Source organism: Streptomyces sp. NPDC048254 (assembly GCF_043201895.1).
Lineage (GTDB): Bacteria > Actinomycetota > Actinomycetes > Streptomycetales > Streptomycetaceae > Streptomyces.
Window position 1 is genome coordinate 156,744 of the sequence record NZ_JBICZJ010000018.1, and the last position, 19,045, is coordinate 175,788.

Sequence of the window (19,045 nt, forward strand, 5' to 3'; positions counted from 1 at the left end):
ATGGGAACGCGCGTGGAATCGGACCGGGAGTTCTGGAGCCGGGTACTGACCGCCGGCGGTGCCACCGCCGTGCCGCGGTGGGCTCCGCAACCGGTCCAGGGTGCGGCCGAGCACGAGATACCCGTGCCGGACGACACGGCGCAGGCGATGCGGGACCTGGCCGGGCAACGGCGCCTGCCGGTCGGCGCGTTGATGCTGGCCGCGCACCTCAAGGTGCTGGCCGCGCTCTCCGGCGAGCCGGAGGTGGTCACGGGGTACGCCACCGATGCGGACGGCGAGCCGCTGCCGTGCCGGACGTCCGTCCCCGCCGGGCCCTGGCCGGCCCTGCTCACGGCCGCTCGCGACGCCGAGGCGGAGGTGCTGGCCCGCCGCGATTTCCCGGTGGCCGAGCTGCGGCGGGAACTCGGGCTGACGGAGCCGCCGTACGAGGCCGTCTTCGGGCCGGCGGAGGCCGACGGAACCCATGCCGACGACGGTGTCCTGCACGTGCGCTGGTCCGACCGGGACGGACGGCTGACCCTGCGCCTGCGGTTCCGCACGGACGTACTCGACGGCCGGGCCGCGGCCCGCATCGGCGGCTACCACCTGACGGCGCTGCGGCTGATGACCGCGGAGCCGGACGCCGACCACACCCGGCAGAGCCTGCTGTCGGCCGAGGAGCAACGCGAGCAGCTGGAAGGCCTGGCCGGGCCCGACCGCCCGCTGCCGGACGCGCGTGCGCACGAACTGTTCGAGCAGCGCGCCCGGACCCATCCGCAGGCGGTGGCCGCCGTGCACGGCGAGCAGCAGTGGACGTACGGCGAACTCGACCGGCGGGCCAACCGGCTGGCGCGCGCCCTGCTGACCAGGGGCCTGGGCCGGGAGGACGTCGTCGCCGTCGTCACCGAGCGCAACCTCGACTGGCTGGCGGCCGTGCTGGCGGTGTTCAAGGCGGGCGGCGCCTATCTGCCGATCGAACCGCACTTCCCGGCCGGCCGGATCGCGGCGACGCTGTCCCGGGCGGAATGCCGGTTGGTCCTGACCGAATCCGGCAGCACCCACACCCTGGACGAGGCGCTGGCCACCCTGGAAGGCGTCGAGAAGCTCCTGGTGGAGACGGCGTACGCCGAATCGCACGCCGACGACGACCCCGGCATCCGGGTCGGCCCCGGTCAGCTCGCCTACATCTACTTCACGTCCGGCTCCACCGGTGAGCCCAAGGGCGCGATGTGCGAACACGCGGGCCTGCTCAACCACCTCCACGCCAAGATCGACGACCTGGCGATCGGCGAGGGATCGGTGGTCGCGCAGACCGCCCCGCAGTGCTTCGACATCTCCCTGTGGCAGCTCATGGCCCCGCTGCTGGTGGGCGGCCGTACCCTGCTCGTCGAGCAGGACGTGATCACCGACGTGGAGCGGTTCGTCGGCACCCTGGAACGCGGCCGGGTCGCCGTGGCGCAGCTCGTGCCGTCCTATCTGGAGGTCGTCGTCTCCTATCTGGAGCGGCACCCGCGGATGCTCCCGGACCTGCGCTGTGTGTCGGTGACCGGCGAGGCACTCAAACGGGAGCTGGTCCAGCGCTGGTTCGCGGTCCAGCCGGGCATCGAGCTCCTCAACGCCTACGGGCTGACGGAGACTTCGGACGACACCAACCACGAGGTCCTCCGGGAGGTACCCGAACGGGTGCTGCTGGGGCGGCCCGTCAACAACGTCCGCGTCCATGTCGTCGACGAGCACCTGTCGTTGGTACCGCTGGGCGCCCCCGGACTGATCGCCTTCTCCGGAGTCTGCGTGGGCCGTGGGTACGTCAACGATCCCGAACGCACCCGGGAGGCGTACCGGACGGACCCGTACCGGCCCGGTGAACGGCTCTACCTGGGCGGGGACTGGGGCCGCTGGCACCCCGGCGGCAAGCTGGAGTTCCTCGGCCGCCGGGACAACCAGGTCAAGATCCGCGGCTTCCGGATCGAGATCGGCGAGATCGAGAACTCCCTGCTACGGGTGGACGGGGTACGGGACGGCGCGGTGGTCGTCGCCGAACGGACCGGCGGCGGCAAGCAGTTGATCGCCTTCTACTCCGGCGATGAGCAGGAACCGGAGACCCTGCGCAAGGCACTGGGCGCGGCCCTGCCCGGCTACATGGTGCCGTCCGCCTTCCACTGGCAGGACAGCCTGCCGCTGACCGCCAACGGCAAGATCGACCGAAAGGCCCTGACCGCCCTGGCCGAGCAGTCGGCACCGGACAGGGAGACCGCGGACGACGCCGCCCCGCTCAGCCCGACCGAACGGCGGCTGGCCGCGGCCTGGGCCGAACTGCTGGGGGTGCCCGAGCGGCGGATCGGCCGCACGGACCACTTCTTCGACGCCGGCGGCACCTCCCTCACCGCGGTCAAACTCAGCCTCGCCCTCGACCGTGCGGTGTCCCTGAAGGACATCACCCGGCACCCGGTCCTGGCCGACCTGGCCGCCCTCCTCGACGGCACGGCCCGGCAGCGCCCGGAGCTCCTGCTGCCCCTTTCGGGCGGGAGCCGAGCCTCCGAATGCGCCCTGGTCTGCTTCCCCTACGCGGGCGGCAACGCCGTCAACTACCAGCCGATGGCGAGCGCGCTGGCGGGCAGCGGCCTGCCGGTCCTCGCCGTGGACCTGCCCGGCCACAACCTGGCCGCACCCCCCGAGCCGTTCGCGTCCATCGAGCAGGTGGCCGAGCGGACGGTCGCCGAGATCACGGCCCGCGGCCTGACCCGGGTCGTGCTGTGGGGCCACTCCTCGGGCACCGCGGCGGCCGTCGAGACCGCCCGAAGGCTCCAGCAGCGGGGCGTGCACGTGGCCCGGGTCTTCCTCGCCGCCCAACTGCTCGGCACCGCCGCCGACCGGTTCACCGCCATCGTCGAACTGACCGGCAGCAGCGACGCCGAGATCGCCGAGCGGCTGACCGCGGACGGCGGCTACGCGGAACTCGTCGAACTCGACGCGCCGCACGCCGAACACATCGCCGCCGCCTACCGGTACGACTGCGTCTCCGCGCACCGCTACTTCCATCAGGTCCTGGAATCCCCGCCGCCGGTGAAACTCACCGCGCCGGTCTCGGTGGTCGTCGCCGCCGACGACCCGCACACCGCCGGCCACGCCCAGCGCCACCGGGACTGGCTGCTCCTGGTCGACCACGTCGACCTCCACGAACTCGCCGACGGGGGCCACCACTTCCTGCGCACCCGTCCGGCCGAGACGGCACAGGCCCTCCTGAACGCCGTTCTTCCCCTCGCCTCCTCCTGACCCCCGTCACACCCCAGGCGGTCGACCGAAAGGAACCCGAGATGCCGTTCTCATCCCTGGCATCACCACTCGACGTGGAGCTGCGGCCGGACAGACCGGCACTGCTGTGTGTCGATCCCCCCGACGACGCCCCCAAGTGGACGGCCGAGCACCGCGAGGCGCTGCGCGCACAGGTCACCGAGCACGGGGCGCTGGTCGTCCGCGGCCTCGGACTGCGCGACGCGGGCCAGGCCGGTGCCGTCTTCGCCCGGCTGGCCGGTGACCTCATGACGGAGCGGGAGGCTTTCGCCCCCCGCGAGGCCCACGGCCGGGGGCTCTACTCCTCCACGCCCTGGCCGGACAACCAGCCGATGTGCATGCACCACGAGCTGAGTTACCAGCTGGAGGTGCCAGGCCTGCTGCTGTTCGCCTGTCTCACCGCGCCCCGGCAGGGCGGGGCGACGGCGGTGGCCGACGCCGAAGAGGTGCTGCGGGCGCTGCCCGCCGGGCTCACCGAACGGTTCGAGCGGGAGGGCTGGATCCTGACCCGCAGCTACAACGACGAGATCGGGGCGAGCCTCGCGGAGTCGTTCGGCACCGCCGACCGCGCCGAGATCGAGCGCTACTGCCGGACGAACGCCATCAGTTGCACCTGGCAGCCCGACGGGACCCTGCGCACCGAGCAGCGCCGCCCCGCAGTCGTCCGGCACCCGGTCACCGGCCGGCGCTGCTGGTTCAACCAGATCGCCTTCCTCAACGAGTGGACGCTGGACCCGGAGGTACGCGAGTACCTGCTCGACGTCTACGGCCCGGACGGGCTCCCGTTCAACACCCGGCACGGCGACGGCACCCCGATCGGCGAGGACGTCGTCCGGATCGTCAACAGCACCTACGAGGCGCACACCAGGCGCGAACCCTGGCAGGCCGGTGACCTGCTGCTCGTGGACAACATCCGCAGCGCGCACAGCCGAGAGGCGTTCACCGGAGAGCGCCAGGTGCTGGTCGGCCTGGGCGAGCCGCTGCGACCCGCCGACGACTGCCCGGCCCTGGAGGCGAGCGAGCGATGACCGACACCCTGTCGAACGCCACCCGGTCCGCGGTGCCCGACGGGCCCGCCGTGCCGACCTTCGCGGTGATCACCGGTGAGCAGGTGCAGCAGGCGTTGAGCGGCCGTGAGAAACAGCTCGTGGAGCTGGTCGAGGCCGTCTACCGGCTGCACGACGCAGGAGACTCGGTCAACCCGCCGTCGTACTTCCTGCGCTTCACCGACCGCCCCACCTCGCGGATCATCGCGCTGCCGGCCTCCCTCGGCGGGCCGGTCCAGGTGGACGGCCTGAAGTGGGTCTCCAGCTTCCCGGAGAACGTGAGTGCCGGGCTGCCGCGGGCGTCCGCGGTGCTCATCCTCAACGACCACGACACCGGCTACCCGTTCGCCTGCCTGGAGAGCTCGATCATCAGCGCCACCAGGACAGCGGCCTCCGCGGCGCTGGCCGCCGACTGGCTCAGCCGCAACCGGACCCGCCCCACCCGGGTCGGATTCTTCGGCACGGGTCTGATCGCCCGTTACATCCACACCTTCCTGGCCGGCACGGGCTGGGACTTCGACGAGATCGGCGTGCACGACCTGTCCGCCGACAGCTCCGCCGGGTTCTGCGGCTACCTGCGGGAGACCGGCAGCACCGCGCACATCACCGTGCACGACACCGCCGAGGACCTGGTCCGCGCCAGCGACCTCGTGGTCTTCGCCACCATCGCCGGCCGGCCGCACGTGACCGACCAGGCCCTGTTCGCCCACAACCCGCTGGTCCTGCACGTCTCCCTGCGCGACCTCGCCCCGGAGATCCTGCTGGGTTCGGCCAACTTCGTCGACGACGTCGAGCACTGCCTCAAGGCCGACACGTCGCCCCACCTGGCCGAACAGCTCAGCGGCAACCGTGACTTCCTGAACGGAACCCTCGGCGACGTCATGGCCGGACGGGCCGCGCCGCCGGCCGACCGACCGGTGATCTTCTCGCCCTTCGGACTCGGCGTCCTCGACCTCGCCGTAGGCAAGCACGTCTACGACGAGGTGTCCCGGGCGGGGGACCTGCGTCTCATCGATGACTTCTTCCACGAACTGCGTCGGTACGGCTGAGGCCGTGGTCCTCGGCCCGGCACCAGGAGGCCCGCCGTGCCCGTCATATCCGCTCCCCACGCCTTCAACGAGGGCGACCTCTTCGTCGATCTCGAGTCGATCTGCGGATACCCGCTCTACCTGAAGTGCGAGGCCTTCAACTTCGCCGGTTCCATCAAGTTGAAGGCCGCGAACGAGATGGTGGAGAGCGCCGAGCGGGACGGAATCCTGACAGCGGATTCCGTTCTCGTGGAGTCCTCCTCCGGAAACCTCGGCGTCGCGCTCAGCATGATCGCCGCAAGCAAGGGCTACCGGTTTCTGTGTGTGACGGACTCCCGGTGCAACCTGTCGACCAGACTCCTCATGGAGGCGCTCGGCAGCGAGGTGCACATCGTGGCCGACCAGGACACCAACGGGGGGTTCCTGGGCAAGCGGATCGACTACGTCCGCTCGCTGTGCGCCTCCGACGACCGATACGTCTGGCTCAGCCAGTACACCAACGCCGGCAACTGGCTGGCGCACTACCGTACGACGGGCCCGGAGATCGCCCGCCGGTTCCCGGAGCTGGATGTGCTGTTCGTCGGGGCCGGCACCACCGGAACCCTGATGGGCTGTGCGCGCTACTTCCGCGAGTGGCCCCGGCCGGTGCGGATCGTCGCCGTGGACGCGGCCGGCTCGGTGGCGTTCGGCGGCGAGCCGGGCCGCCGGATGATCCCGGGCCTCGGCATGAGCATGCGGCCGCCGTTGCTCGACGAGTCCCTCGTCGACGAGGTGATCCGGGTGGACGAGCCGGACACCATCCGGATGTGTCACCGCCTGGCCAGGAACGGCTTCCTGTTCGGCGGCTCCACCGGCACCGTGGTGAGCGGCGCGACGGACTGGCTGTCCCGGCACGACGCCCGTGACCTCACCACGGTGGCCATCGCACCGGACCTGGGCGAGCGCTACCTCGACACCATCTACCAGACCAACTGGCTGCAGGACCTGTACGGCGATCAGGTGCTCGGCACCGACGCCACCAACGTCGCAGACGTCACCGACGACGCCGTACAGACGAACACCCCACCCAGGGAACCCAAGCCCGCGTCACGTGCACCGGCCCGCCGCCGCAGCACCTGACGCCGGGCACCCGGCAGGGCGTTCCCTCGGACGCCACCGCACCGGCAGCGTCCGAGGGCCCGCCGGGAGGCTCACGCCAGCAGCAGGCCGACGCCGATCAGCAGAGCCGCGCACGCCGGCGTCAGGGCCCTTGTCGGCCGACGGCGGCCATGAAGTCCAGCATCCTGCGGTTGATCTCCTCCGCGTGGTCGATCTGCGGCCCGTGGCCCGTGCCGGAGATGATGTCGGCTCGGGCGCCGGGGACCAGGCGCGGTACCCGCTCGGCCTGCCGCTGCGGGTGCACGAGGAGGCTTCGCCTGCCGAGCACCAGATAGAGCGGAGTCCGGAGGGTGGACAGTTCCTCCTCGGACAGGGGAAGCGGAACGGGGCGGCGTATGCGGTAGGCGCGGGTGGCGGTTCTGATCATCGTGCGCAGCTCCGGCACGACAAGGACGGGCTGTTCCAGCCAGGCAGCCAGCCGCGGGCGGAGTGCCTTGGGCGCGAAGGTCGCGAAGAGGCTGGCGAAGATCCAGACGAAGAAGCGCAGCCCCACCTTCTCCAGGCCGCCGGGGTCGAGCAGCGTGACCGAGGCGAGGCGACCGGGCCTGCGGTGCGCCAGGTTCAGGGCGAGCCATCCGCCGTACGAGGTGCCCACGAGGTGTACGCGGTCGAGGCCGAGTCCGGCGAGGGTCTCGTCCAGCCACTGGGCGGCGCGTTCGGGTTGGTGGATCGGCTCGCCCTGCACACTGCGGCCCGGATCACCCAGGGTGTCGATCGCGTAGACCGGGCGGTCCGCGCTGAGGGCGGGGGTGTTCGGGTACCACATGGCGGAGCAGGAGCCCGCCCCGTGCACCAGAACCACGGGGGTGCGGGACCGGGCGGCTTCGTCCGCGGGGCCGTAGCGATAGACGTGCGTGGTACCGAAGGACGTCTCCACGTCTTGTTCGGCGCGCGCAGGCGCTCCCAGCGCGTAGACCGCATCGCAGGCCGCGAAATAGCGCGCCCGCCAGGCTTCGCTCACATAGCGGCCGACGTCGGCCTGAGGTCGGGCAACGGTCTCGGGCATGGCCCCTCCGATCTCGGTTTTTGTGATACGAACGTACCATGATGTTGGTACGGCTGTACCATCAAAGGTGCAGGGGGGAACCAGGGCGGGAACGACGAGCGGAGAACCGGCCGATGCCCAGACGGGTGGACCATGCGGAACGGCGCACCGAGATCGCGGAGGCGCTCGTCCGCGTCGCCGGACGACGTGGGCTGCATGCCGTGGGGATGCGCGACGTGGCAGCGGAGGCGGGCATATCACTGCGACTGGTGCAGTACTACTTCCAGACCAAGGAGAAGTTGCTGCTCTTCGGGCTTGAGTATCTGGCGAAGGGATTCGGGGAGCGGGTCTCCGCCCGTGTACGAGCCGCCGGGGACGGGTCGGGGCCGCGGGCGATGGTCGAGGCGCTGCTGACGGCGGCGCTGCCGACGGACGACGAGAGCCGCACCTTCCACTACATCTACACTTCGTACGCCGTTCTGGCCGTGAGCGACCGGGCTCTCGCAGCCCAGCCCTTCATCAAGAACCCTGATGCCGCAGAGGCAGCCCTCGCCGAACTCCTCCGGCAGGCACAGGACGCGGCGCTGCTCGAGCCGGGCGTGGATCCACAGTTGGAGGCAGCCGGCCTGCTCGCCATGTCCGCGGGACTCGGCACCGGCGTTCTGGTCGGCCAGCGCAGCCCGGAGTCCGCCGCAGCGGTCCTGGACCACCATCTGAACCGGCTCTTCCGCACCGGTGAGGCGGTCGGCTGAAGGACAGCCGCCTTACCGCGCGGGGAAGTACGCACGTACCCGCGGGCGCCGACGCCGACCTGCGCCGACGACCGATCGGACACCCGGCGGGACCATGGCGAGAAGGTAGCCCGCCTGGCCCTGAACTCCTCTGCGCGGGCAGGGCGGTGGGCCGGTGCCGGTGCTCGGACGGACGACCCGTCCCGCTCTGACCGGGCCTCGTGAGGTGCTCGGCCCGGCTGAACCCCCGTGGGCATCGGCATCACGCGGTCTGCCGGCTGACCGTGTGAGTCCGTGACCGCCGCGTGGCTCGCCCCGTTCCGCTCGGCGGACCGGCGCTTCGGCGGCCGGGTACGGGCCCGGCTCCCTCCGCGCACGTATCGGTGACGTGATGGTGACGGACGGTTCGCCACGCTGCGCGGATGTCGCGCCCCTCGCAGACGAGGACGCACCGACCCGGGCGGTGACCATGAAACCTGAACGTTCCCACGAGCCTGCGCCCACGACTCGGCCGGCACAGGCCGCGGACGCGCCGGACCGTCTGCCGGATCGACCGCCGGATTCCGGGTGGGTGAACCGGATCCCCCTGTGGAGCCTCGCCGGCTCCGAGGCGAGCCGGTCCGCAGGCGCTTCCGGGGACGCGGAGGGCGGTGCCGCGCCGATCACGGCCGTCGGCCGGCCCGCGGACCGGCGGCCGGGCCGGCCACTCGATCCTGTGACACGTACGGAGATGGAATCCCTCTTCGCCACAGACCTCGGCGGCGTGCGCGTGCACACCGACGCGCACGCCGACGACTCCGCCCGTGCCCTGGACGCGAACGCCTGGACCAGCGGCGACGACATCTCGTTCGCGCGCGGCCAGTACGCGCCCGGCTCAGACGCGGGGAAGTGGCTGCTCAGACACGAGTTGACCCACGTCGTGCAGCAGCGGAGCCGCCCACCGGCCACACCGACGAGGCTCAGCGCGCCGTACGAGCCCACCGAGCGGGTGGCGGACGCGATCGCGGCGGGCACCCGCTCGGGCGCGGCGCTCGCCGGCACGGCGGACCCGCATGTCGTACACCGGCAGGCGCGTTCGGCCGGGAACCACGCGGCGGCCGACAGCGCGGAGGGCCACGCGGCGGCCGACGACGCGCAGGACCACGCGACGGCCGACACGACGAACGGCGGCCCCCCGACCGCCGACCGGCCGGACCCGCGAGTCGTCCTCGTCAAGAAGGAGCACTTCACCGGCCGGGAGAGCTACGAGACTCTCGTGAAGAAGGCCAGGGAGACGCCCGGGTGGCACTTCGACCCGGCCGTCACGCCGCAGAACTACCGGAGCCGGTACCGACCCGGGCCCGGAGCCCAGGGCGAGGGTGGCTCCTGGCGTGTCCTCGTGAGGGACCGCGCGTCCACGGATGCCCCGAGCCGGACCGAGGGCGGGGGAGCTGTCACGACGTGGGACTCCCGCCACCGCGGGCGGTACGTCGAGCAGAACAAGGCCATGTCCAAGCAGGCTGTGGAGGCCATCGCGCAGGCGGCCGGGGAGAAGGACGCGGCCAAGGCGATGAAGATCGCCAAGGAGGTCTCCACCGAGCGGGCCAGTGCGCGTACCGCGACCCAGAAGAAGCTCAGCCCGGGGGGCCGCGCCCTGTCGGAAGCGGTCGACACCAAACAGGACTTCGCGAAGTCGGCCGAGAAGTACCGCGGCCGGCTGCCCTCGGCCGAAGGCGGCGCCAGGATTCCCCCGGAATCCGAGATCGAGCTGGCCCGGCGGATCGCGGTCGGCGCGGGGGAGACCCAGGCGACGATCAAGACACTGGCCAAGGTGGGCCGCGTGGTCGGCCCGGTCATGATCGCCGTGGGTGTGGTGCTGGGGGTCCGGGCCATTGTCCAGGCGCCGGAGGGACAGCGGGGCCGGGTCGCCGCACGGGAGGTCGGCGCCTTCGCCGGGGGAGTGATCGGCGCGTCCCTGGGCACGAGCGCCGGCGTCGCCATCGCGACGTTCCGGTTCTCCCCCTCGGCCGACGGCTCGGACCCACCCGTTCCGGCCCCACCAGCGGCCGACCCGAACTGCTCACCTCCTACGCCGACTTCACCCGTGTCTACGGCGACGCGGTCGACCTCGAATTCGAGGACGCCGGCCGCTTCCCCAACTACCTCGCGCTCGGCGTCAAGGGCTTCTTCGACGAGGGCGGCAGCAGCCTGTACGTGATGCGCACGTTCGCCCGCACCGACGCGGACGCCCCCGAGGACGACCACGGTGTCGGTTCCGTGCCCCGCGACACCGACGCGGTCCGGCTGAGCCTGCGGGCGCGCTTCCCCGGACAGGCCGGGAACCTGCGCGTCACCCTCACGCTCCGCGCGGGCACCAACGCGCTCACCGCCGCCGGGGACCTGACCCGGGTACGGGAGTTCGACACCGTCTGGGCGACCAGGACCGCGTCCGACGACAAGGGGGTGTTCACCGTGCGCCGGGACACCACCACCGGGGCCTGGACCCTCACCGGCGGCGCGTTCGACCTGCCACTGGACGAGGCCAGTGGCGTCTACCCGCTCACCGCACTGGTCGAGGTGCAGCACCCGACCGTCGACGCCCAGGGCCTGCCGGCCTTCGGCCCGCCCCAGGCGGTCGGTACCGGTATCACCACCGTCCTCACGGCGAACCCGCCCACCCGCCGCGCCGCGCTGAGTGTTCCGATCGCGGTGGAGGGCGTGGCCGGGCTGGGCCAGGTGTCGCCCGACGACCTGCCCCGGGTGATCGCCACGGCGCTCTTCGACGCCAGCATCCTGGAGACCAGCCCCGTGGCGACGACCCCGCTGCAACCGCGGCAGCGCGTGGTCACCCTCACCGGCGGCTCGGACGGCAACGCCCCGGACGTCACCGAGTACGAGGGCGACCCGACCGGCTTCGCCGACTACCAGAACAACCCCACCGCGCTGCCGTTCAACGGGCTGCCGGCCTTCGAGGCGGTCGACGACATCTCGATCGTCGCCGCGCCCGGCTCCTCCACCGGCTGGAACCGTACGACCGCCGCCCAGGGCAAGGCGCGGGCGATCGCCAACGCGGTGATCAACCACAGCGAGCGGATGGTCTACCGGGTGGCCGCGCTGGACACGCCGCCGGGCTTCCTGCCCGACGAGGCGCTGGACTACCGCAACCAGCGCTCCTCGACGCACGCCGCGCTGTACTACCCGTGGATCACCGTCAGCAGCCCGTTCGACGGGAGCAGGGTCGACGTCCCGCCCGCCGCCTACATGGCCGGGATCTGGGCGCGCAGCGACACCGCCCGCGGTATGATCAAGGCACCGGCCAACGAGGTCGTCCGCTCCGCGCTCGACTTCGAGACCCGGCTGAACAAGTCCCAGCAGGAACTGCTCAACCCGCAGGGCGTCAACTGCCTGCGTTTCTTCCCCGGTCCCGGGTTCCTCGTGTGGGGCGCCCGCACGATCTCCGACGACCCGGAGTGGAAGTACCTCAGCATCCGCCGGTACTTCAACTTCCTGGAGAAGTCGATCGACCAGGGCACCCAGTGGGTCGTCTTCGAGGTCAACGGGCCCGCCCTGTGGGACGCCGTACGGCACACGGTCGAGGGGTTCCTGTTCAACGAGTGGAAGAGCGGTGCCCTGCTGGGCGCCAAGCCCGAGCAGGCGTACTTCGTGCGCTGCGACGCCTCCACGATGACCGCCGACGATCTCGACAACGGCCGGCTGATCTGCGTCGTCGGCGTCGCGGCGGCCAAGCCCGCCGAGTTCGTCGTCTTCCGGATCAGCCAGTGGACGGCCACGCAGACGGCCTGAGAGACGGCGACACCTACGGCTGACAGCGGCCAACCGATGAGGAGCGGCAATGGCAACCCAACGTGACAACCCCTACGGCGGTTTCAACTTCCTGGTCGACTTCGCGACCGGCGACGCGAGCACGGTGCGCGGCGGTTTCCAGGAGGTCAGCGGCATGAACATCGAGGTGACCTCGGCGGACTACCGCGCCGGGAACTCGCCGGTCAACCATCCGGTCAAGGTGAACGGCGTCTACAAGATCGGCGACGTGACCTTCAAACGCGGGCTGATCGGCGCGCTGGACCTGTTCCAGTGGGTGGACGCGATCCGCACCGGCGACCAGTCCGCGCTGCGCACCGTGCACGTGTCGTTGCAGGACGAGGCGCACAACGGCCCCGTGATGACCTGGACCCTGCTGAACGCACGGCCGCTGCGCTACACCGCGCCGTCGCTCAACGCCAAGGCGGGCTCCGAGGTCGCGATCGAGGAACTCGTCCTGTCCGTCGAAGACATGAGCGTGGAGTAGCCCCCATGGCCGCCTCGACCCTCACGTTCTCGGGACGCCTGCCGGGCGTCGACGTCGCCGCCGCACCCCCCGCGGCCGACCTGCCGCTACGGCTGGACGTCGCGGCCTTCGTGGGATTCGCCCCGTTCGGTCCGCTCGACCTGCCGGTCGCGGTCGAGGACGTCAACCAGTTCGCCGCCGTCTTCGGGGGCGAACTGGTGCTGGCCACCGACGCCGGCGTGCCGGTGTACGCGCGCCTGGCCGGGGCGGTCAGGGCGTTCTTCGACAACGGCGGGCGGCGCTGCCACGTGGTGCGGGTGGCCGGTCCCGGCGCCCGCCCGGCCCGGTGGACGGTGCCGGGGCTGCGGATCTGGCAGCCGGACGGCACCGTGACCGGGGCCGTCGTCGAGGCGGCCTGGCCGGGCGCCTGGTCCGCGGGCATCCAGCTCGCCACCCAGTTGCTGCCCCGGCCACTGGCCCTCGCGGGCAGCTACCGGCGGTCCACCGCGACGGCGCCGGGACAGTTCCTGCCCGCGACGGACGCCCCGGTCCCGGTCCAGCCGGGAGACCTGCTGCGGTTCACCTTCGGCCCGGACCGCCCTGCCCTGTACACCCGGGTGCGGGGCCTGCTGCCGGGCACCGCCGCGGTCGCCATGGACATCGAGATGCCGTACGCCGCCGCGTCGGACACGGTGGCCGAGGACCGCCCCGACCCGGGCGCGCTGGCCGCCTTCCCCGCCGAACTTCCGGTGGTCTCCGCCGAGTTGCTACGGATGGTCCTGGTGGTCTGGCAACTCGGGTCCGTCGGTTCGCGGTTGCTCGACCGGCAGACGGACCTCGCCCTCAACGCCCCGGTGTCCCCGGCCGGTTCGGCGACGGCCCGGCCGGTCCCGACGGTCCGGCCGGTCCCGACGGTCCGGCCGGTCTGGACGGAGGTCCTGCAACCCGCCGACGACCAGGTGCCCGACAGCGGTCGGTCGATGGTGCTGCGCGCGGACCCCGACTCCCTGTCGGCCGCGGCGACCGGCCTCGTGGTGCCGGTCGGCATGAGCCCGCCCGGCGCCGTCACCGACGCCGCCGACCCCGACGTCACCGGCTCCGACGACCTCGGCACCTTCCCCGTACGGTCCTTCACCGACCCGGCGCTGGCCACGGCGACCGTCTACACCCTGACCGAGGACGCGGCCCAACTGACCGGCCAGGCCCGGCTCACCGGGATCCACGCCCTGCTGGACGTCGACGAGGTCGCCCTGGTGGCCGTACCCGACGCCACCCACCTCGGCTGGTCCCCGGCGCCCACGGCTCCGGACACGGCTCCCGGCCCGCCCGTCCTCGACGACCCGGCCGGGTACGACGAGGCCGCGCTGATCGACGTGCAGAGCGCGCTGGTGACGATGTGCGCGGCCCGCGGCGACCTGGTGGCGCTGCTCGGCGTCCCGGCGCACTACGACGCCGACCTGGTACTCGGCTGGCAGCAACGGCTCACCACCCGCGGGCCGTTGTCCGACGCCGGCACCTCCGGCACATCGCCGCTGAGCTACGCCGCCTACTGGCACCCGTGGCTGCGGGTCCTGGAGAACGACCCCCGCTCCACGGCGCCGCTGCGCACCGTACCGCCCGACGGCATGGTGGCCGGCACGGTCGGCGCCCGCGAACGGGCCCGCGGGGCCTGGATCGCCCCGGCCAACCTGCCGCTGCGCGGCCCCGTACAGCTCGCCCCGGCACTGACCGACGCCGAGACCGCAAAGCTGTTCGACGCGCACGCCAACCTGCTGTGCCGGCGCCCCGGCACCATCACCGCGCTCAGCGCGCACACCCTGTCCGCCGATCCCGCGCTGCTCCAGCTCTCCGTACGGCGGCTGCTGATCCTGCTGCGCAGGACCGCGCTGGCAGCGGGCGCCCGCTACACCTTCGAGACCGACAACGACCGGTTCCGGCAGCTGGTGCGGGCGCGGTTCGAGCGGGTCCTCGCCGCGCTGGCCGCCCAGGGCGCGTTCGAGGACTACCGGGTGGCCACCGCCGAGGGGGACGACGGCACCGTGATCATCACACTCCAGGTCGCCCCGACCAGTCCGGTCGAGTTCATCACCATCAGCCTGGTCCGCTCCGGCGAGGGCCTGCTCGACGTACGGGAGGGCTGACGATGACGGCCAACGATCCGCTCTTCACCGCGTTCCGCTTCGACGTGACCCTCGACCTGGATTTGACCGGCTGGCCCCGGCGGACCTCACCGACCTGGACCTGCCCCTGGCGGTCTTCCGCTGGGACGGCCGGCGCGTGGCCGACCTCGACAACTGGTCGGCCCGGCGCCGGATCACCACCCCCGATCCGGTCCCCTCGGCCTGGTCGGCAACGGTGGCCGACCGGCGCGACGCCGACGGCCAGGCGCGGTTCCTGCAGTTCCAGGAGCAGATCGACCTGATCGCCGCCGGCGGGAACGCCCGCTACACGGAGGCCACGCAGCACTTCGGGCTGCTGCCCCCGGTGGGGTTCCTGCCCGCCGCCTTCCAGAACGGGACCATCGCCGCGAGCAAGGGCGCCGCCTCGGCCGCGTCGGCGGGCCGGAAGCCGTCGGCCGCATTCACCGGGTCCTTGTTCGACCCGTGGACCTTCTTCGCCGGTGCGGCGAACTTCGGCGGGGTCGTCGACTGGTCGGTGGCCGACTTCGCGCTGCGCCAGTCCTGGCAACTGCCGCCGGAACTCACCTCGTTCAACTCCGACGAGCGGGGAATCCGGCTGATGTTCTACTGGATCCGGGAGAACCTCGACGCCCCCGAAACCATCCCGACCTACGTGGTGTTCATGACCGACCTGTCCTGGCAGCAGAGCTACGGCGGGACGGTCACCAAGGCCCCCGAGGCCGCGGAGACGCCGAAGGGCAGCGCCGCGTGAGCGACGCCGTACGCATCGCCAGGATGCGCCTGCACCGGCCCCGGCACGGCACGCCCGACGCGTACGCCGCCGTCCGCGCGCTCGACCTCGCTCCGTCGGTGCCGGACCGGTCCGTGCTGGTGATCCGGCGGCTGAGCGTGCCCGCCGCACAGCCCCGCACGGTACGGGACCGGGTCGCCGCCCTGCGCGGCAGCGCGGCCCGGCCCGCGCTCGGCCCGACGCCGCCCGACTGCACGGCGGTGGTGTTCAGCGACGAGGTCGAGGCCATGACCTGCCTGACGGCCGATCTGGTCGCGGGCCGCGCCGCGGACCGCTGGTACTGGCCGGCGGAGGTCCGCAGGGGGGTTCGCTCGGCGGGCACCGGAACGACACTGGCCCGGATCTGGCTGGACCGGCCGGCCTGGGTACCCGCGACGCTGGCCCGACTGGCTCGGCGTTCCCCGGGTTTCCCGAGCGGCCACGGGGACGCCGTACGCGCGATGGGCCTGTTGTCGGACGCCCAGGCGCGGGCCGTGATCGGCGCGGTCCTGACGGCATATCACGCGCCCGAGGCGCGAACTGGGGCTACAGGGGAGCGAATCGAAGCCACGGCGGAGTCGGCCGGGGCCGAGGTCGGGGTGGGGCCGGTGTCGACCGGGGCGGGGGCGGTCTCGGCCGGGACGGTGAACGCGGCGGAGCGGCTGCTCGCCCCCGCACCGGAGCGGCTGTCCGCTCTCGCGCCGTACCGGTCGCAGCCGGCGCCGCGCTCCGGCCCGCCGGACGGGCGCTGCTGGCCCTCGGACTGACGCTCGCGGCCACGCCGTGGGCCGCCCGCGACGGCCGCCTCGCCAGGGAGGTCGACGACCTGCTGCGGCCCGCGGACCCGGCGTCCCCGGACCCCGCCGAGCCGTACGCGCACGCCATGCCGGACCCGGCCGGAGCCCCCTCGACGAGTCCCGGCGGCCGTCAACGGGCGGACACACCGGCCGACTTCGGGCCCACCGCATCCGACCGGCCGCCGAGCCCCCGGTCGGCGGCCCATGCCGTACGCCGCCCGGAACCGACCGGCACCCGTCCCACGACCGGCACCGCGCGGCGACCGGTGGAGGTGCCCGCCGATGACCCGTCGGACTCGTACCCGGCCGGGACTCCCCGCCCACCCCAGGCGATCGGAACGGAGGCCGCCCGAGGGGGCACCGTCGTCGAGAGCCGCTTCGCCACCCTCTTCTACGCGGTCAACCTCATGACCTGGCTGGACCTGCCGCGAGCCGACGCCCACGAGCCGGGCGCCGGGCCCGTGTCCGGCTGGGCGACCCTAGAAGCGCTCGGCGCCTGGCTGCTGCCCGACGCCTCCGCCACCGCACCCGAAACCGGAGACCGGGACCCGATCTGGCGGATCCTTGCCGAACTCGACGGCCGGAACCCGCCCGCCCCCACACCGCTGCGGCTCGACGGGCTCACCGACCGGCTGCGGGACCTCCTGGACCGGCACCGCCTCACCCCGGAGGTGTTCGCACGGCCCGGAGCCCTCGTGCTCGGCCGGACCCATGTCGACGTGGTCCTCGGCCTGCACCAGATCGACCTCGCCGCCCGGTCCAGCGGCCTGGACCAGGATCCGGGCTGGGTCCCGGCCCTCGGCCGGACCATCGCCTTCCACTACGAGGATTTCGACCACGACGGCCATGACGGTTTCGACTTCGACGGCTTCGACGGCTTCGACGACGGGAACTGAGATGCCGACCATCACCGCGACGACCGACCTTTCCGGCCGTGACCTGCTCGACCGGATCCTGCGCAGGCTGGCCGAGGCGCCGCACACGGCGTCCGACCCCCTGGCGAACCCGCCGTGGCTCGACGAGTACCGCGCCGCGGCGCACGCCGACGCCCTCACGACAGCGGACGTACAGCCGCCGTCGCCGCACCGACTCGACGCGCCCGACAGGCTGCTCCTCATGGCGGCCGGCTGATCGAGGAAGACGTCCGGTTCGGCGCGCTCTTCGCTCATCTCCAGGCTCCCCTTCCGTCGCGCCGTCCCTGCGTCGGCCTGCTCGGCTGGCTGCTCGCCGACACCTCCCACACCGCGTACGGCCTCACCGGCCGGGTGCAGAGCCTCGTGCGCCGCGGGTTGCTGGAGGTCGACAATCCGGCCGACCCGCGCTCGGAGTGGGTGGTGCGGGTGCCGGTGCCGGTGTGGGATCTGCTGCGGACCGGCCGGATCGGCCCCGACGCGCTGCCGGCCGGACTGACCCACCGGCCGCGGGCGGAGTTTCCGCCGCCGGAAGCGGTCGTGCTCTCCGCCGACGCCGCCGCGGTGGTCCCGAGGCTGCCCGCGCTGCTGCGGGACGGATCCGTCGGCGCGTTGGTCGTCCGGGGGATGGCGGGCTCCGGCCGGACCACCCTGCTCGGCTCGCTGGCCGCCGCGCTGGACCGGGATCTGCTGGTGTACGAGGGGCAGCCCGGCGACGACGCCTGGCGGCTGTTCGGCGCCCTCGCCTCGATCGGCGACGTGTTCCCCGTCGTCCGGTGCGCACTCGGGCCGGGCGAGACCCTGACGTTGCCCCGGCCGCCCGGCGTCGACCAGCCGCTAGGCGTCGTGATCGGCCGCACCGGCGGGGTGACCGGTGAGGCCGTGGACCCGGCGCTGACCGTGACCCTCGGCGCATGCGGCCCCGCGGACCGCCGCGGACTCTGGAACGCCCTGGGGGTGACGGGCGGCGCGGCCGACCTCGACACCATCGTGGACCGGTTCCTGCTGACCCCGGGCAGCATCCACCGGGCGGCTCCGCTGGCCGTCGCGGGAGCGCGTACGGCGGGCCGTACGGCGGTCACGCCGGCCGATGTCGCCGCCGCGACCCGGACGCTCGACCGGCAGAGCCTGGAGGTGCTGGCCCGGCCGCTGGATCCGTTGCCGGTCGGTGACCCGCCGGTGCTCACGCCCGCCGCCGCGGCTGAACTGCGCACCCTGGCCATGCGGTGCCGCCACCGGGAGCGCCTGACGACGGCCACCGGGGGCGGCCGCGGTGGGCTCAACCGCGGCGTACGCGCCCTGTTCGGCGGGCCGAGCGGCACCGGCAAGACCCTGGCGGCGCGGTACCTCGCCGCGACGCTCGGTCTTGACGTGTTCCGGGTGGACCTCGCCGCGGTCGTCAACAAGTACATCGGGGAGACCGAACGCAACCTCGACCGACTCCTGGGCCGTGCGGAGGAGTTGGACGTCATGCTGCTGCTCGACGAGGGGGACGCGCTGATGACCCGGCGCACCGACGTCGCGAACGCCAACGACCGGTACGCGAACCTGGAGACCAACTTCCTGCTGCAACGGCTGGAGACCTTCGAGGGCATCGTCGTGGTCACCACGAACGCGGGCAACCGCATCGATCCGGCCTTCCTGCGCCGGATGGACGTGACCGTCGACTTCGTGCCGCCCGACGCCGGTCTGCGCCGCCGGCTGTGGTCCGCCCACCTGCCCGACGACCACCGGGTCAGCCCCGAGGTGCTGGCCGACACCGCCCGCCGGTGCGACCTGACCGGCGGCCAGATCCGCAACGCTGCGCTGCACGCGGTCCTCCGCGGCCTGGAGAGCGGTACGCCCGTCGGCGACGAGGACCTCATCGCGGCGGTACGGCGGGAGTACCGCCGTACGGGGGCCTCCTGCCCGCTCCCGAACCACGTCCCGGACCGCGCATGAG

15 protein-coding genes are annotated in these 19,045 nt (G+C 72.8%); 14 read left to right on the forward strand and 1 reads right to left on the reverse strand.

The genetic code is table 11. The features are described 5' to 3' along the window. From ACGFZQ_RS38935 to sbnA, 4 genes are read left to right on the forward strand one after another with little or no spacing between them, the layout of a single operon-like run. On the forward strand, positions 1-3,252 hold the full coding sequence (locus ACGFZQ_RS38935; RefSeq protein ID WP_393844372.1) for an amino acid adenylation domain-containing protein: 3,252 nt from the start codon (positions 1-3) through the stop codon (positions 3,250-3,252). A 41-nt stretch (positions 3,253-3,293) separates the two neighbouring features. After that, on the forward strand, positions 3,294-4,298 hold the full coding sequence (locus ACGFZQ_RS38940) for a TauD/TfdA family dioxygenase (RefSeq protein WP_393844373.1): 1,005 nt from the start codon (positions 3,294-3,296) through the stop codon (positions 4,296-4,298). Further along, positions 4,295-5,365 (forward strand): 2,3-diaminopropionate biosynthesis protein SbnB, encoded by a 1,071-nt coding sequence (gene sbnB, locus ACGFZQ_RS38945; protein WP_393844374.1) that lies wholly within the window; start codon positions 4,295-4,297, stop codon positions 5,363-5,365. Before ACGFZQ_RS38940 ends, sbnB begins: the two co-directional genes overlap by 4 nt. Positions 5,366-5,401: 36 nt before the next feature. After that, positions 5,402-6,463 (forward strand): 2,3-diaminopropionate biosynthesis protein SbnA, encoded by a 1,062-nt coding sequence (sbnA, locus tag ACGFZQ_RS38950; RefSeq protein WP_351742844.1) that lies wholly within the window; start codon positions 5,402-5,404, stop codon positions 6,461-6,463. A gap of 121 nt (positions 6,464-6,584) precedes the next feature. On the opposite strand, the gene ACGFZQ_RS38955 is transcribed toward sbnA, so the two are convergent. Continuing rightward, entirely contained in the window at positions 6,585-7,508 is a 924-nt protein-coding gene (locus ACGFZQ_RS38955) for an alpha/beta fold hydrolase (protein ID WP_393844375.1), read from the reverse strand. A gap of 113 nt (positions 7,509-7,621) precedes the next feature. Here ACGFZQ_RS38955 and ACGFZQ_RS38960 point away from each other — a divergent pair, with 113 nt between their 5' ends. The 10 genes from ACGFZQ_RS38960 to ACGFZQ_RS39005 all read left to right on the forward strand — a co-directional run bounded on the left by ACGFZQ_RS38960 (position 7,622) and on the right by ACGFZQ_RS39005 (position 19,044). Further along, a complete protein-coding gene (locus ACGFZQ_RS38960) occupies positions 7,622-8,239 on the forward strand; it encodes a TetR/AcrR family transcriptional regulator (RefSeq protein ID WP_393844376.1) in 618 nt (205 codons plus the stop codon). A 694-nt stretch (positions 8,240-8,933) separates the two neighbouring features. Continuing rightward, complete coding sequence (locus ACGFZQ_RS38965) at positions 8,934-10,415, forward strand: DUF4157 domain-containing protein (RefSeq protein ID WP_393844377.1); 1,482 nt, start codon at positions 8,934-8,936, stop codon at positions 10,413-10,415. Next, positions 10,415-12,001 (forward strand): phage tail sheath family protein, encoded by a 1,587-nt coding sequence (locus tag ACGFZQ_RS38970; RefSeq protein ID WP_393844378.1) that lies wholly within the window; start codon positions 10,415-10,417, stop codon positions 11,999-12,001. Before ACGFZQ_RS38965 ends, ACGFZQ_RS38970 begins: the two co-directional genes overlap by 1 nt. 49 nt (positions 12,002-12,050) lie before the next feature. Next, positions 12,051-12,506, forward strand: coding sequence for a phage tail protein (locus tag ACGFZQ_RS38975; protein ID WP_351742814.1), 456 nt, complete (start codon positions 12,051-12,053; stop codon positions 12,504-12,506). A 5-nt stretch (positions 12,507-12,511) separates the two neighbouring features. Then, entirely contained in the window at positions 12,512-14,626 is a 2,115-nt protein-coding gene (locus tag ACGFZQ_RS38980; protein ID WP_393844379.1) for a hypothetical protein, read from the forward strand. 136 nt (positions 14,627-14,762) lie between these two features. Further along, positions 14,763-15,377 (forward strand): hypothetical protein, encoded by a 615-nt coding sequence (locus ACGFZQ_RS38985; RefSeq protein WP_393844380.1) that lies wholly within the window; start codon positions 14,763-14,765, stop codon positions 15,375-15,377. Continuing rightward, the gene (locus tag ACGFZQ_RS38990) at positions 15,374-16,162 is read left to right on the forward strand and encodes a hypothetical protein (protein ID WP_393844381.1); all 789 of its coding nucleotides are present in this window, start codon (positions 15,374-15,376) and stop codon (positions 16,160-16,162) included. The genes ACGFZQ_RS38985 and ACGFZQ_RS38990 overlap by 4 nt, the downstream gene beginning before the upstream one ends. 116 nt (positions 16,163-16,278) lie before the next feature. Beyond that, positions 16,279-17,088, forward strand: a complete 810-nt coding sequence (locus ACGFZQ_RS38995) for a hypothetical protein (RefSeq protein ID WP_393844382.1) — start codon at positions 16,279-16,281, stop codon at positions 17,086-17,088. Position 17,089: 1 nt separating this feature from the next. Next, positions 17,090-17,323: a hypothetical protein gene (locus tag ACGFZQ_RS39000; protein ID WP_393844383.1), complete on the forward strand. Its 234-nt coding sequence runs from the start codon at positions 17,090-17,092 to the stop codon at positions 17,321-17,323. A 146-nt stretch (positions 17,324-17,469) separates the two neighbouring features. Further along, positions 17,470-19,044 (forward strand): ATP-binding protein, encoded by a 1,575-nt coding sequence (locus ACGFZQ_RS39005; protein WP_393844384.1) that lies wholly within the window; start codon positions 17,470-17,472, stop codon positions 19,042-19,044. Position 19,045 lies beyond the last annotated feature (1 nt).

What these genes read in the sequence shown, in the direction of transcription:
- ACGFZQ_RS38935 (WP_393844372.1), top strand. Translation starts at nt 1, where the DNA reads ATGGGAACGCGCGTGGAATCGGACCGGGAGTTCTGGAGCCGGGTACTG.
- ACGFZQ_RS38940 (WP_393844373.1), top strand. Translation starts at nt 3,294, where the DNA reads ATGCCGTTCTCATCCCTGGCATCACCACTCGACGTGGAGCTGCGGCCG.
- sbnB (WP_393844374.1), top strand. Translation starts at nt 4,295, where the DNA reads ATGACCGACACCCTGTCGAACGCCACCCGGTCCGCGGTGCCCGACGGG.
- ACGFZQ_RS38955 (WP_393844375.1), bottom strand. Translation starts at nt 7,508, where the DNA reads ATGCCCGAGACCGTTGCCCGACCTCAGGCCGACGTCGGCCGCTATGTG.
- ACGFZQ_RS38960 (WP_393844376.1), top strand. Translation starts at nt 7,622, where the DNA reads ATGCCCAGACGGGTGGACCATGCGGAACGGCGCACCGAGATCGCGGAG.
- ACGFZQ_RS38970 (WP_393844378.1), top strand. Translation starts at nt 10,415, where the DNA reads ATGCGCACGTTCGCCCGCACCGACGCGGACGCCCCCGAGGACGACCAC.
- ACGFZQ_RS38975 (WP_351742814.1), top strand. Translation starts at nt 12,051, where the DNA reads ATGGCAACCCAACGTGACAACCCCTACGGCGGTTTCAACTTCCTGGTC.
- ACGFZQ_RS38980 (WP_393844379.1), top strand. Translation starts at nt 12,512, where the DNA reads ATGGCCGCCTCGACCCTCACGTTCTCGGGACGCCTGCCGGGCGTCGAC.
- ACGFZQ_RS38995 (WP_393844382.1), top strand. Translation starts at nt 16,279, where the DNA reads ATGCCGGACCCGGCCGGAGCCCCCTCGACGAGTCCCGGCGGCCGTCAA.
- ACGFZQ_RS39000 (WP_393844383.1), top strand. Translation starts at nt 17,090, where the DNA reads ATGCCGACCATCACCGCGACGACCGACCTTTCCGGCCGTGACCTGCTC.